The organism is Stenotrophomonas sp. KH_036_B, assembly GCF_057839485.1.
In genome coordinates, this window is record NZ_CM174491.1 from 1,977,919 (window position 1) to 1,992,325 (window position 14,407).

Sequence of the window (14,407 nt, forward strand, 5' to 3'; positions counted from 1 at the left end):
TTCCGCTACCGTGGCCGGGCGGGTATGGTTTCCGCGTGGCCTTGAGAAGCGTCCCCCGGGACGTTGTGGCCACGGACCATGACGGGACCAGGTGTGAATGACATGCGCATCACACTATGACCACGATCATGAACTGGGGAGATCATGACGGAGGTGGTCCGATGCAAGGTGCCGGTATGCAAAGCGGCGGAGTATCCTTTCCGCAGCATGTTCCAGTGTGGTCCAGGAAGACGACGGAAGCAGCCTTGAACATAGTCATCGTTGACGATCAAACGTCCGCGCGCACCATGCTGCGGCATGTCATCGAAGACATCGCGCCAGAACTGAGCGTGCATGATTTCGGCGACCCGCTCACGGCGCTGGCGTGGTGCGAGTCGCATGGGGTCGACCTGCTGCTGCTCGACTACCGCATGCCGGAGATGGATGGGCTGGAGTTCGCCCGCCGCTTCCGTCGGCTGCCCAAGCATCGCGATATTCCGGTGATCCTGATCACCGTGGTGGGTGACGAGCCGATCCGCCAGGCCGCGCTCGAAGCGGGCGTGATCGACTTCCTGGTCAAGCCGATCCGCCCGCGCGAACTGCGTGCGCGCTGCTACAACCTGCTGCAGCTGCGCCAGCAGACCGAGAACGTCAAACAGCGCGCCCTGTCGCTGGAGCAGCGCCTGCTGGCCAGCATGCATGAGGTCGAGGAGCGCGAGCGCGAGACGCTTTCGCGGCTGGCCCGCGCCATCGAGTTCCGCGATGCGGGCACCAGCGCGTACCTGGAGCGCATGTCGCACGTCACCGGTCTGATCGCCGAGCAGCTCGGCCTGCCGGAAGACGAGGTCAAGCTGATCGAGATGGCCGCGCCGCTGCATGACATGGGCAAGATCGCCATTCCCGATGCCGTGCTGCTCAAGCAGGGCAAGCTCAATGAGGAAGAGATGGCGATCATGCGCCGCCACCCGCGCATCGGCTATGAGCTGCTCAGTGGCAGCCAGAACCGCTTCATCCAGGTGGGCGCGCTGATCGCGCTGCGCCATCACGAGCGCTACGACGGCAGCGGCTATCCCGACGGCCTGGTGGGCGAAGCGATTCCACTGGAAGCGCGGATCGTGGCGGTGGCCGATGTGTTCGACGCCCTGATCTCGCCGCGCCCGTACAAGGAAGCCTGGACGATGGAAGCCACGCTGGCCTATCTGTACGCCCAGCGCGGACGCCTGTTCGATCCGCGCTGCGTGGACGCGCTGCTGCGCGGTCGCGAGCAGCTGGACGCGATCTGTGCGCAGCACTCCACCGCCTCATCCCGACCGGGGATGTGACATGCATGGGCCGTTTTCCCGCCTGAAGGAACGCCTGTCCAATCGCCCGGACAGCGAGCACGCGCAGAACCTGATCCGCATCGCCATCACTACGCTGTTCATCGCGTTCCTGGGCTGGCGTTACCTGGATGGACGTGGCGGCACGCCGTTGGCCACCTGGTTGATCCTGGGCTTCGAGCTGACGGTGTCCGCGGGCCTGCTGGCCGCGATCCTGGTCCAGCCGGGGGTGTCGCACGTGCGCCGGGTGATCGGCATGCTGACCGACTACTCGTGCATGGGCGTGATCATGCTGATCCAGGGCGAATCGGCCGCGCCCCTGTATGCCGTGCTGATGTGGGTCACCATCGGCAACGGCATGCGCTATGGCAGCACCTACCTGCGCGTGGCCACGGCCATGGGCTGCACCGGTTTCCTCTGCGCGGTGCTGTTCTCCCCGTACTGGCAGGCGCACAGCTACCTGGCGTGGGGCCTGCTGCTGGGCCTGGGCGCGATTCCGCTGTACTTCGACTCGCTGCTTCACGCGCTGACCCGCGCGGTGGCAGAAGCGCGCCAAGCGAATGAGGCCAAGAGCCGCTTCCTGGCCAACATGAGCCATGAATTCCGCACGCCCTTGAACGGCCTGTCGGGCATGACCGAAGTGCTGGCGACCACGCGCCTGGACGAGGAACAGCGCGAGTGCGTGAACACCATCCAGGCGTCGGCGCGCAGCCTGCTGGCACTGGTCGAGGAGGTGCTGGACATCTCGGCGATCGAGGCGGGCAAGGTCCGCGTGGAACAGCACGAGTTCGCCTTGGCGGACGTGCTGCAGGCGGTCGATCTGATCCTCACCCCGCAGGCGCGCAGCAAGCGCCTGGACTACCGCGTGCTGGTTGGCGACAGCGTGCCGCCGCGACTCAGCGGCGACGCCGGGCACCTGCAGCAGGTGCTGCTCAACCTGATGGGCAACGCGGTGAAATTCACCGATGCCGGGTTCGTGCAGCTGCGCGTGGTGCGCGCCGCCCAGGCCACCGCGGAGCGGGTGCAGCTGCGTTTCGAAATACTGGATAGCGGCATTGGTGTGCCGGTCTCCCTGCAGGAACGCCTGTTCGACCCCTTCGAGCAGGCCGACGTGGGCCTGGCCCGGCGCCACGAAGGCACCGGCCTGGGGACCAGCATCGCCAAGGGCCTGGTCGAGTCGATGGGCGGGCGGATCGGCTACCAGCCGAACCTGCCGCACGGCAGCCTGTTCTGGTTCGAGATCGGCTTCAGCGCCGCCACGGTGTCCACCGCGCCGGTGCCGGACCCGGTGGAGGGCGGCAACATCATCGCCTTCTCCAACCCATTCCTGCGCCATCGCGCGCGGGTCCGCAGCATGCGCCTGCTGGTGGCCGACGACCACGAGGCCAACCGCATGGTCATGCAGCGGCTGCTGGAGAAGGCGGGGCACAAGGTGGTCTGCGTCAACGGCGGCGAGCAGGTGCTGGACCTGCTGTCGGAAAGCAGTTTCGATGCGGTCATCGCGGACCTGCACATGCCGGGCATGAGTGGCCTGGACATGCTCAAGCAGCTGCGGGTCATGCAGGTCAGCGGCTTGCCGTACACGCCGGTGCTGATCCTCAGCGCCGATGTGACCCCCGATTCCATCCTGCGCTGCGAGCAGGCCGGCGCACGCGCGTTCCTGGCCAAGCCGGTGGTGGCGACCCGGCTGCTGGATACGCTGGCGGATGTCGCCGGCAATGCCCAGGCACGGCTGGAAACCACCCAGGTGGTGGAGACCGCGACGCCGAGGCTGGCCGGCGGCGCGCTCGACCCGAGCCTGCTCGACGAGCTGGCGGCACTGGGCATGGGCGACGGGTTTGAAGCGGAATTCGTGGCGCAGTGCATGAGCGATGCCGACAACTGCCTGATGCAGATCCAGCGTGCCGGCAACGATCAGGCATGGAACGAACTTCGTGAACACGCACATGCACTGCGCGGCGTGTCCAGCAACCTGGGCCTGGTCCGGGTAGCCCAGGGCGGCGGCGAGCTGATGTCGATGCCCGACTGGCAGCTCAGCGCGGAGTGGCGCTCACGCGTGGCCGGCGTCACCGGTGCGTTGCGCCAGGGCAGGAAGGCACTCGATGCCCGTGCCGCATCCCTGCGGCGCTCGGACGGCGACGAGTGCTCCCCTTCCTGACGACATGAGCCGGGTCAGGACGGTTCGCTGGTGCGACGGCCCTGCGCCCGCACCAGCCGGTCCATGGTGCGCAGCGACTTCTCGCCCAGCTGCATGGCCGTATCCACCCAGATTTCGGTGATGCGCATCATCTCGTGCAGCGGCACCATGCCGGCCACTTCACGCACCTGGCGCATCGCCTTCCAGGCATGCGGAATCCGCTTGCTTTCGCGGATCACCTGTTCCACCGCGGCCACGCCTTCGCCCGCCGGCACCACCCGGTCCACCAGGCCCATCGCCAGCAGCTCACGGGCACTGTAGACATTGCCCTCCAGCATGATCTTCTCCGCCAGACGCGGGCTGATGCGCTGGCACATGAAGGAATAGGCACCCATGCCGGGGAACAGGTCGAACAGCACTTCGGGCAGGCCCATCATCGCGCCTTCCTCGGCCACGATGGTGTGGCAGCTCAGTGCCGCCTCGAAACCGCCGCCCAGCGCGTTGCCCTGGACCAGGGCGATGCTGTGGGCCTGCACGCCCAGGCCGGCATGGAAGGCGTGCACGCCCCGCACGCAGCGCTGCGCGTAGTCGAGCAGGCGCGGGCGGTCGCCTTCGCGGATCAACCGGCAGAACAGGTCAAGGTCGCCGCCCAGGTTGAAGACGTCGCTGCCCGAGGCAAGCACGACATGGGGTGACTGCGCATGGGCGATGACCAGGCGCTCGGCGAGGTTGCGCTGGTAGTTGACGATGTCGTCGACCAGGCCGGAGGAGAAGCACGGCCGGCCGGGCTGTTCCACCAGGTTGGCGTGCATGTGGATCCAGTAGACGTCGCGCTGGGTCTCTTCCGTGATGCGCAGGGTCGGGTGGAGGTGGGGACGAACGAAGGGATGGATGGCAGACATGGGAGTTCTCCGTAGGACCGTCCGGCCGACCGCATTGCGGACGGAGAATCAAGGGGGCGGGAGGAAACGCGCGGTGGCCAGTGATTCTATGCGCGCAAAGTGAAGCGCCAGCAAGGAGACTCCCTGCGGGCGCTGGCACGGCCCTGTCTGCTGGGTGAAACCCTTACGCGGCGGGCGCGTCCCGCAGTTCGCGGCGCAGGATCTTGCCGACGTTGGTCTTCGGCAGTTCCTTGCGGAATTCGACGATTCTGGGGTGCTTGTAGCCGGTCAGGTTGGCGCGGGCGTGTTCTTTGACCATCTCGGCGGTCAGGTTGGGGTCCTTCTTGACGATGACCACCTTGACCACTTCACCGGACTTCTCGTCGGGCACGCCCACTGCCGCCACTTCCAGCACGCCGGGCATCATCGCGATGACGTCTTCGACCTCATTGGGGTACACGTTGAAGCCGGACACCAGGATCATGTCCTTCTTGCGGTCCACGATGAAGAAGAAGCCCTGCTCATCCATGCGCGCCATGTCGCCGGTGTGCAGCCAGCCCTCGGCGTCGATCGCCTTGGCGGTTTCTTCCGGGCGCTGCCAGTAGCCCTTCATCACCTGCGGGCCGCGGATGCACAGTTCGCCCACGTCGCCGGCCGGCAGGGTCACGCCGTTGTCGTCCTTCACGCAGGCGTCGGTGGACGGGATCGGCAGGCCGATCGCGCCGTTGTACTCGGCCAGGTTCAGCGGGTTGATGCAGGCCGCCGGCGAGGTCTCGGTCAGGCCGTAGGCTTCGACCAGGGTGACGCCGGTGGTCTTCTTCCAGCGCTCGGCCACGGCGCGCTGCACGGCCATGCCGCCACCCAGGGTGACCTTCAGCGAGGAGAAATCGATCTCGTCGAAGCCGGGGGTGTTGAGCAGGCCGTTGAACAGCGTGTTGACGCCGGTGATGGCAGTGAAGCGGGTCGCCTTCAGTTCCTTGACGAAGCCCTTCATGTCGCGCGGGTTGGTGATCAGGTGGTTGCAGCCACCGAACTTCATGAAGACCAGCCCGTTCGCCGTGAGTGCGAAGATGTGGTACAGCGGCAGGGCGGTGATGATCCACTCCTTGCCCATCTCGACGCCCGACGCGGAGATCCACGCCGAGGCCTGCTGCATGTTGGCCACCAGGTTGCGGTTGGTCAGCATGGCGCCCTTGGCCACGCCGGTGGTGCCGCCGGTGTACTGCAGGAAGGCCACGTCGTCGTGGTCCAGTTCGACCTTCGGCAGGGTGTGCCCGCTGCCCAGCTTCAGCGCCTGGTTGAAGCGGATCGCGCCGCGCAGGCTGTAGTTGGGCACCATCTTCTTGATGTACTTCAGCACGAAGTTGACCACCACGCCCTTCAGCCCGAGCATGTCGCCCAGGCCGGTGGTGATGACCTGCTTGATCTGCGTGTCGGCGATGACCTGCTGCACGGTGTCGCCGAAGTTGTCCACCACCACCAGCACGGCGGCGCCGGAGTCCACCAGCTGGTGCCGGAGCTCGCGGGCGGTGTACAGCGGGTTGACGTTGACCACGGTCAGCCCAGCGCGCAGCACGCCGAAGGTGGCCACCGGGTACTGCAGGCAGTTGGGCATCATCAGGGCGACGCGGTCACCCTTCTTGAGCTTCAGCTCGCCCAGCAGGTAGGCGGCGAACTGCTCGACCAGGGCATCGGTCTCACCGTAGGTCAGCACCTTGCCGAAGCTGGAGTACGCGGGGCGGTCGCGGAACTTGGCCACCGAAGCGTCGAATACGGCCGACACCGAATGGAATTCGTTGACGTCGATGTCGGCGGGTACGCCGTTGGGATAGCTCTGCAGCCAGGGACGTTCCAGACTCATATTCCCCCTCCAGGAAACGTTGATGGTGTCGTGCGGTGACGGAGAGTATCCGTCGTTTCAGTCACCGGCAGCATACCGGTCCGAATGGAAAACGCGAAGGATTCGTGAAAAAAGGGGTCATGGGTCCTCCCCGGCAGCGGCTTCGTCGCACTGCAGCGCCGCTTCCATCAGCGGCACCGCCCAGGACGGGGTGCGCCGCAGCTGCGCGGCATCATCCGGCGCGGGCCACGTCAGGCGGCCGGCCTCCATCTGCAGCAGCAGCTGCGGATCTGGAACCGCGTCGCCGGGCGCGGCATCCACGCTGTTGTCGTAGACCTGCAGCTGGGCCAGTCGCGGCATCAGCACGGCCAGGTTGTGCAGGGCCATCGGGAAGCGTCGGCGGATGTCGGCCTCGCTGATGGGGTGGCCGCCGGCCCGCACGCGCGCCTGGACGCGGGCCAGGTGCTGTTCGGGCGAGGCCAGGCCGCAATACCAGACCAGCACGTCATGGCTGGCACTGGCGTCGGCCAGGGTGGCGGCGATGGAGCGGCCGCCCAGGGTGGTTTCGAGCGCGTGGTTGCGGCGTTCGCGGATCGCGGCCTGCAGGCGCTGGAAGCCTTCGGCCCAGGCCTGCGCGTTGGCTTCGGCCTGCGTCATGTGCAGCTCGGTGCGCAGCTGGCGGGCCCATGCGTCGGGATTGAACCAGTCCAGCCCGGCCTCACGCAGCAGGTGGCCACCGATGGAGCTCTTGCCGGCACCGTTGACCCCGGCCAGCACGAACAGGAACGGACGCGGCATCAGTAGCCGGTGCCGGCCTGGACCTTGCCCTTCAGCCGCGCCGGCTTGCGCAGCAGGGCGTGCGCCTTGCGGGCGGCGCCGGCGTCATCAAGGCTGGACAGGCGGGCATCGAAGCTGTCGCGCAGCTGCTGCAGGGCAGGGGTCTGCTCGCGCAGTGACGCCAGGTTGCGCTGCAGGTCCACCACCTGGGCCTGCAGGGCCTGGTACTGCTCGGCGGAGATGATCACCGCCTGCGGTTCGTTGTGGTTGGTGACCAGCACCATCTGGCGCTCGCGCACCTCCTGCATGACCTTGCGCCAGTGCTCCTTCACCGCGGAGGCGGTGGTGCGGGTCAACTCGGTGATCGGGTCGAACTTGAGGGCGTGCAGCATGGCGTGGGTCCAGGCAACGGCGATGGACCCAGCATACCCCGGATGGGATGAAAGGGTGGATTTGGCAAAAATATGAAAAATAGACGGTTCAGGGTTGCGGTAGCGCCGGCCTTGGCCGGCGCTACCGTGTTTCAGCGCTTTGCCGCCAACTGCCGCAACACGTACTGCAGCAGCCCGCCATGCTTGAAGTACTCCACTTCCTTCGGGGTCAGCAGCATGACGTGGGCCTGGAACGTCGTGCGGGTGCCGTCTGCCTTGGTCGCGACGAGGGTGGCGGTCTTGCTGACGCCATTGTCCAGGCCGCCGACGTCGATGACTTCCGAACCATCCAGGCCCAGGCTCTGGGCGTTCTCGCCGGCCTTGAACTGCAGGGGCAGCACGCCCATGCCGACCAGGTTGGAGCGGTGGATGCGCTCGAAGCTCTCGGCGATCACCGCCTTGACGCCCAGCAGGTTGGTGCCCTTGGCCGCCCAGTCGCGCGACGAGCCGGTGCCGTACTCCTTGCCGGCAAACACCACCAGCGGCACGCCCTCGGCCTTGTACTTCATGGCCGCGTCGTAGATCGCCAGCTTCTCCGGTTCGCCGCCGGCCTTCGGGAAGTACAGCGTGTTGCCGCCTTCTTCGCCGCCGAACATCAGGTTCTTGATGCGGATGTTGGCGAACGTGCCGCGCACCATCACATCATCATTGCCGCGGCGGCTGCCGTAGCTGTTGAAGTCGGCCGGCTGCACACCGCGTTCCTGCAGGAAGCGCCCGGCGGGCGAATCCTTCTTGATGTTGCCGGCCGGGGAAATGTGGTCGGTGGTGATCGAATCACCGAACAGGCCCATGACCCGGGCGCCGTGCACGTCGTCGATCTGGCCGACCTGCATGGTCATGCCGTCGAAGTAGGGCGGGTTCTTGATGTAGGTGGAGCTGCCATCCCAGTCGTACAGGTCGCCGTCGGGCGACTGGATGGTGTTCCAGCGGGTGTCGCCCTTGAACACGTCGGCGTAGTTCTGCTTGAACATCTCCGGGCCGATGGTGGCGGCGATGACGTCGCCAATTTCCTTGTTGCTCGGCCAGATGTCGCGCAGGTACACCGGTTGGCCATCGCTGCCGGTGCCGAGCGGTTCGGTGGTCAGGTCGATGTCGGTGGTGCCGGCGATCGCATAGGCCACCACCAGCGGCGGGCTGGCCAGGTAGTTCATCTTCACTTCGGGGTGCACGCGGCCCTCGAAGTTGCGGTTGCCCGAGAGCACCGAGGTCACCACCAGGTCGCCGCTGGCGATGCCGGCACTGACTTCGGTGGGCAGCGGGCCGGAATTGCCGATGCAGGTGGTGCAGCCGTAGCCGACCACGTAGAAGCCGACCTTTTCCAGTTCGGTGAGCACGCCGGCCTTCTCAAGGTAATCGGTGACCACCCGCGAGCCCGGGCCGAGCGAGGTCTTCACCCACGGCTTGCGGTCCAGGCCCTTGGCGGCCGCATTGCGCGCCAGCAGGCCGGCACCGATCATCACCGCCGGGTTGGAGGTGTTGGTGCAGGAGGTGATCGCGGCGATCACCACCGCACCGTCCTTGAGCCGGAAGCGCGCGCCGTCCATCTCGACATCGGCGTAGCCCCTGGCCAGCTGCTCGTTGCCCACGGCGGCGCCGCCGCCTTCATTGACGAAGGTGGACACGTCGGCATTGCGCTTGTCGCGGTTGGTGGTCAACCCGCCCAGGTTGTCGCGGTAGTTCTGCTTCACGTCCTGCAGCAGTACGCGGTCCTGCGGACGCTTGGGGCCGGCCAGCGACGGCTTGACCTCACCCATGTCCAGTTCCAGCGTGGCGCTGTAGCTGGCATGCGCGGTCTGCGCGTCGTGCCACAGGCCCTGCGACTTGGCATAGGCCTCCACCAGCGCGATCTGCTCCTCGCTGCGCCCGGACAGGCGCAGGTAGTTCAGCGATTCCTGGTCGATCGGGAAGATGCCGCAGGTGGCGCCGTACTCGGGCGCCATGTTGCCGATGGTGGCGCGGTCGGCCAGCGGCAGGTGCTGCAGGCCCTCGCCGAAGAACTCGACGAACTTGCCCACCACGCCGTGCTTGCGCAGCATCTGGGTGACGGTCAGCACCAGGTCGGTGGCGGTGGCACCCTCAGGCAGGCGGCCGGTGAGCTTGAAGCCCACCACCTGCGGAATGAGCATGGACGAAGGCTGGCCCAGCATCGCGGCTTCGGCCTCGATGCCGCCCACGCCCCAGCCCAGCACACCGATACCGTTGATCATGGTGGTGTGGCTGTCGGTGCCGAACACGGTGTCGGGGTAGGCCACGGCCTTGCCGTCGACGTCGGCGGTCATCACCACGCGCGCCAGGTTCTCAAGGTTCACCTGGTGGACGATGCCGGTGTTGGGCGGCACCACCTTGAAGTTGTCGAACGCCTTCTGGCCCCAGCGCAGGAACCCGTAGCGTTCCTGGTTGCGCTGGAATTCGATCTTGCCGTTGAGGTCCAGGGCGTCCGGCGTACCGAATACATCCACCTGCACCGAGTGGTCGATCACCAGCTCGGAGGGGATCTGCGGGTTGATCTGTTCGGGGCGGCCGCCCAGCTTCACCACCGCATCGCGCATCGCGGCCAGGTCGACCACGCAGGGCACGCCGGTGAAGTCCTGCAGCACCACGCGGGCCGGCATGAAGGCGATTTCGATGTCCGGTTCGGCGCGCGGGTTCCAGCGGGCCACGGCCTCGATGTGGTCCCTGCCCACGGTTGCGCCGCCATCTTCGTGCCGGAGCAGGTTCTCCAGCAGGATCTTCATGGAATAGGGCAGGTGGGAGATGTCGAACTGCTGTCCGAGCTTGGGCAGGCTGAAGTAGTCGTAGGTCCGGCCGCCAACGTCGAGTTGGCTGCGGGTGGAGAACGAATCGCTCATGCGGGGTGACTCCTCTTGCGGATGGCTTGCGATGGCCCGCCCGGAGCAGGCCTGCTTGCGTGTTTTGCCGGTAGCCCAGGGGCACCGGATCGCAGCCAGTATGAGCGATCCCGCGCCGGGCCATGGACGGCCAGTGACAGAACGCAAGGTTACACAGCCACATGTAGCGCCTGTGTCATCACGCAGGCCCCACAAACGCGGACGGGGCGCCAAAGGGCGCCCCGTCGGGGAAAGCGTGCTGCGCCGTTACTTGCCGTTGGCGGCGTCGATCAGCGGGTTGCCGGTCTTGCCCACGGCATTGGACTTCGACTTGGCCGACAGCAGGCCCTTCTTGTTGAACTCGAACACCGTAGCTTCCTGCACATTCTTGCCGAAGTGCTTGATGTTGACGTAGTCGTAGTACCAGATCTGCGTATCGCCGAGCTGCTCGCGCCGGCTGGGGGCGCCGTAGGCCTCGCGGATCTGGTCCTGCGTGGTCTTGCCGACTTCAGCGGCATCCATCTGCTTCTGGGTGATCTCGGTACCGGTCTTGTAGCCGCCGAACGGATTGGCGTGGGCCGACGGGGTGGACAGGGTCAGCGGGGCGGCCAACAACAGGGCCAGGGCAAGTGCGGTGTTGCGCATCGGGGGATGTCCTTCTCTAGGCGATGGAGGTGTACAGCCCTTTCATTCTAGTGAATCAATCCGCCCATTCAGCCGTTTACGTCACAAATCGGCGGATATGCCTACATTTCGCCCCTTTCTTGGGCGAGGCGCCTTCACGCCGCCGGGGGTTCAGCCCGCAGCCGGTCAGTACCGTGGCGGTATGGATGGTCAGGTATGTATAATTCGTACATACCAAACCGGGCCTACCCCATGGAAGCCACCGTCGCCGAGCGCGGCCAGATCACCCTGCCCAAGGCAGTGCGCGATGCGTTGGGCCTCACCAAGGGCACCCAGCTCAAGGTGGAGCTGGACGGCAGCCGCATCATCCTGCGCAAGAGCGTGGACGACGCCATTTCCCGTGCACGCGGCAAGTTCGCGCTGGACGGTTTCGAGTCGGCCGACGCGGCCGTGCGCACCGTGCGCGACGAGGAATGAGCGCCGCATGATCGCCGTCGATTCCCCGGTCCTCATCGAACTGCTCAGCAACGGCCCGCAGGCCGATGCGGTGGAAGCCTGCCTTCGCCAGAGCCTGGTCGGGGGACGCGTGGTGATCTGCGGGGTGGTGCTGGCCGAGATCTGCGCCGCGCTGCGCGGCGGTACCGAAGCACAGGAAGCGCTGGAGGAAATGGGCATCCATTTCAGCCCGCTCGAAGCCAAGTCCGCGCTGCGTGCCGGTGAGATGCACCGCCGCCACCGGCAGCGTGGCAGCGGCCGGCGTGGCATCGACGACTTCATGGTCGGCGCCCATGCGCTGCTGCAGTGCGACGGCCTGATCACCTGGAACGACACCTTTTACCGCGACTACTTCAAGGGCCTGAAGCTGATCGTGCCGCACGCCTGAGCCCCGTTTTTCCACCGCAGTATTCAACCGTATTCTTCAAAGAATCACCCGGGAGTTGTCATGTTGGAAGCCTACCGCCACCACGTAGCCGAGCGCGCCGCGCTTGGCATCCCGCCGCTGCCGCTGAGCGCCCAGCAGACGGCCGACGTCATCGAACTGCTCAAGAACCCGCCGGCCGGCGAGGCAGAGTTCCTGCTGGAACTGCTGACCCACCGCGTTCCGGCCGGCGTGGATGACGCCGCCAAGGTCAAGGCCTCGTACCTGGCCGCCATCGCCTTCGGCAGCGAAACCAATGTGCTCATCAGCCGCGAGCGCGCCACCGAACTGCTGGGCACCATGCTCGGCGGTTACAACGTCGCCCCGCTGGTGCAGCTGCTCGACGACGCCGCGGTCGGCGCGATCGCCGCCGAAGCGCTGAAGAAGACCCTGCTGGTCTTCGACGCCTTCCACGACGTCCAGGAAAAGGCGAAGGCCGGCAATGCCCACGCCCAGGGCGTGCTGCAGAGCTGGGCCGATGCCGAATGGTTCACCAGCCGCCCGGAAGTGCCGCAGAGCCTGACCATCACCGTGCTCAAGGTGACCGGCGAAACCAACACCGACGACCTGTCGCCGGCGCCGGACGCCACCACCCGCCCGGACATCCCGCTGCACGCCCTGGCGATGCTGAAGAACAAGCGCGATGGCATCGAGCCGGAAGAAGACGGCAAGCGCGGCCCGGTGAAGTTCATCGAATCGCTGAAGGACAAGGGCCATCTGGTCGCCTACGTGGGCGACGTGGTGGGCACCGGTTCGAGCCGCAAGTCCGCCACCAACTCGGTGCTGTGGTTCACCGGCGAAGACATTCCGTTCATTCCGAACAAGCGCTTCGGCGGCGTGTGCCTGGGCTCCAAGATCGCCCCGATCTTCTACAACACCATGGAAGACGCCGGCGCGCTGCCGATCGAGCTGGACGTGTCGCAGATGAACATGGGCGACGTGGTCGAGCTGCGTCCGTATGACGGCAAGGCACTGAAGGACGGGCAGGTCATCGCCGAGTTCCAGGTGAAGTCCGACGTGCTGTTCGACGAAGTGCGTGCCGGTGGCCGCATTCCGCTGATCATCGGCCGTGGCCTGACCGCCAAGGCGCGCGAAGCGCTGGGCCTGGCCCCGACCGATCTGTTCCGCCTGCCGATGGACCCGCCGGACACCGGCAAGGGCTTCTCGCTGGCGCAGAAGATGGTCGGCCGCGCCTGTGGCCTGCCGGAAGGCCAGGGCATGCGCCCGGGCACCTACTGCGAACCGAAGATGACCTCGGTGGGCTCGCAGGACACCACCGGTCCGATGACCCGCGACGAACTGAAGGACCTGGCGTGCCTGGGCTTCTCGGCCGACCTGGTGATGCAGTCGTTCTGCCACACCGCGGCCTACCCGAAGCCGGTCGACGTCAAGACCCACCACACGCTGCCGGAGTTCATCTCCACCCGTGGCGGCGTGTCGCTGCGTCCGGGCGATGGCGTGATCCACAGCTGGCTCAACCGCATGCTGCTGCCCGACACCGTCGGCACCGGCGGCGATTCGCACACCCGCTTCCCGGTGGGCATTTCGTTTCCGGCCGGCTCGGGCCTGGTGGCCTTCGCCGCCGCCACCGGCGTGATGCCGCTGGACATGCCCGAATCGGTGCTGGTGCGCTTCAAGGGCACCATGCAGCCGGGCGTGACCCTGCGTGACCTGGTCAACGCGATCCCGCTGTACGCGATCAAGTCGGGCCTGCTGACCGTGGCCAAGGCCGGCAAGAAGAACATCTTCTCCGGTCGCATCCTGGAAATCGAAGGTCTGCCGGAGCTGAAGGTCGAGCAGGCGTTCGAACTGTCCGATGCCTCGGCCGAACGTTCGGCTGCCGGTTGCTCGGTGCACCTGAACAAGGAGCCGATCATCGAGTACCTCACCAGCAACATCACGCTGCTGAAGTGGATGATCGCCGAGGGTTACCAGGACGCGCGTTCGCTGGCCCGCCGCATCGAGAAGATGGAAGCGTGGCTGGCCAACCCGGAGCTGCTGCAGCCGGATGCCGACGCCGAGTACGCCGCCGTCATCGAGATCGACCTGGCCGACATCCACGAGCCGATCGTGGCGTGCCCGAACGATCCGGACGACGTCAAGACGCTGTCGGACGTGGCCGGTGCGGCCATCGACGAAGTGTTCATCGGTTCGTGCATGACCAACATCGGTCACTTCCGTGCGGCGGCCAAGCTGCTGGAAGGCAAGCGCGACATTCCGACCAAGCTGTGGGTGGCCCCGCCGACCAAGATGGACGCCTCGGAGCTGACCAAGGAAGGCCATTACGGCACCTTCGGCACCGCCGGCGCCCGCATGGAAATGCCGGGCTGCTCGCTGTGCATGGGCAACCAGGCGCAGGTGCGTGAGGGCGCGACGGTGTTCTCCACCTCGACCCGCAACTTCCCGAATCGTCTGGGCCGCAACTCGAACGTGTACCTGGGTTCGGCCGAGCTGGCCGCGATCTGCTCGCGCCTGGGTCGCATCCCGACCAAGGAAGAGTACATGGCTGACATCGGCGTGCTCGATGCCAGCAGCAAGGACATCTACCGCTACATGAACTTCGATCAGATCGAGGACTATCAGGACGTGGCCAAGACGGTTGCTGCCTGAACCTGATCGGTTGATGTGTTGAACGAAAACCCCCGGTGAAAGCCGGGGGTTTTTCTTTTCCT

At 66.2% G+C, this 14,407-nt stretch carries 11 protein-coding genes; 5 read left to right on the forward strand and 6 right to left on the reverse strand.

The genetic code is table 11. From position 1 onward, the window contains the following. Nucleotides 1-161: 161 nt before the first annotated feature. Both rpfG and AC3ITN_RS09065 read left to right on the forward strand, forming a co-directional pair. On the forward strand, nucleotides 162-1,301 hold the full coding sequence (gene rpfG, locus AC3ITN_RS09060; RefSeq protein WP_489392723.1) for a cyclic di-GMP phosphodiesterase response regulator RpfG: 1,140 nt from the start codon (nucleotides 162-164) through the stop codon (nucleotides 1,299-1,301). Between the two features lies 1 nt (nucleotide 1,302). After that, nucleotides 1,303-3,456, forward strand: coding sequence for a response regulator (locus tag AC3ITN_RS09065; protein ID WP_489392724.1), 2,154 nt, complete (start codon nucleotides 1,303-1,305; stop codon nucleotides 3,454-3,456). A 14-nt stretch (nucleotides 3,457-3,470) separates the two neighbouring features. On the opposite strand, the gene rpfF is transcribed toward AC3ITN_RS09065, so the two are convergent. The 6 genes from rpfF to bamE form a co-directional block, all read right to left on the reverse strand. Next, nucleotides 3,471-4,337 carry a diffusible signal factor synthase RpfF gene (gene rpfF, locus AC3ITN_RS09070; RefSeq protein ID WP_489392725.1) on the reverse strand — a complete coding sequence of 289 codons (867 nt, stop codon included), beginning with the start codon at nucleotides 4,335-4,337 and terminating at the stop codon, nucleotides 3,471-3,473. A 163-nt stretch (nucleotides 4,338-4,500) separates the two neighbouring features. Further along, a complete protein-coding gene (locus AC3ITN_RS09075) occupies nucleotides 4,501-6,177 on the reverse strand; it encodes a long-chain fatty acid--CoA ligase (RefSeq protein WP_313342840.1) in 1,677 nt (558 codons plus the stop codon). Nucleotides 6,178-6,294: 117 nt separating this feature from the next. Beyond that, entirely contained in the window at nucleotides 6,295-6,954 is a 660-nt protein-coding gene (locus AC3ITN_RS09080; protein ID WP_489392726.1) for an ATPase, read from the reverse strand. Then, the gene (locus AC3ITN_RS09085; RefSeq protein ID WP_313342845.1) at nucleotides 6,954-7,325 is read right to left on the reverse strand and encodes a type II toxin-antitoxin system Phd/YefM family antitoxin; all 372 of its coding nucleotides are present in this window, start codon (nucleotides 7,323-7,325) and stop codon (nucleotides 6,954-6,956) included. The genes AC3ITN_RS09080 and AC3ITN_RS09085 overlap by 1 nt, the downstream gene beginning before the upstream one ends. A 131-nt stretch (nucleotides 7,326-7,456) precedes the next feature. After that, nucleotides 7,457-10,213 carry an aconitate hydratase AcnA gene (gene acnA / locus AC3ITN_RS09090; RefSeq protein ID WP_489392727.1) on the reverse strand — a complete coding sequence of 919 codons (2,757 nt, stop codon included), beginning with the start codon at nucleotides 10,211-10,213 and terminating at the stop codon, nucleotides 7,457-7,459. Between the two features lie 246 nt (nucleotides 10,214-10,459). Further along, nucleotides 10,460-10,837 (reverse strand): outer membrane protein assembly factor BamE domain-containing protein, encoded by a 378-nt coding sequence (gene bamE / locus AC3ITN_RS09095; protein ID WP_313342851.1) that lies wholly within the window; start codon nucleotides 10,835-10,837, stop codon nucleotides 10,460-10,462. A gap of 231 nt (nucleotides 10,838-11,068) precedes the next feature. Here bamE and AC3ITN_RS09100 point away from each other — a divergent pair, with 231 nt between their 5' ends. From AC3ITN_RS09100 to acnB, 3 genes are read left to right on the forward strand one after another with little or no spacing between them, the layout of a single operon-like run. After that, on the forward strand, nucleotides 11,069-11,293 hold the full coding sequence (locus AC3ITN_RS09100) for an AbrB/MazE/SpoVT family DNA-binding domain-containing protein (RefSeq protein WP_313342853.1): 225 nt from the start codon (nucleotides 11,069-11,071) through the stop codon (nucleotides 11,291-11,293). 7 nt (nucleotides 11,294-11,300) lie between these two features. After that, entirely contained in the window at nucleotides 11,301-11,699 is a 399-nt protein-coding gene (locus AC3ITN_RS09105; protein ID WP_313342856.1) for a type II toxin-antitoxin system VapC family toxin, read from the forward strand. Nucleotides 11,700-11,759: 60 nt separating this feature from the next. After that, the gene (gene acnB / locus AC3ITN_RS09110; RefSeq protein WP_313342858.1) at nucleotides 11,760-14,345 is read left to right on the forward strand and encodes a bifunctional aconitate hydratase 2/2-methylisocitrate dehydratase; all 2,586 of its coding nucleotides are present in this window, start codon (nucleotides 11,760-11,762) and stop codon (nucleotides 14,343-14,345) included. The last annotated feature ends 62 nt before the right edge of the window (nucleotides 14,346-14,407 follow it).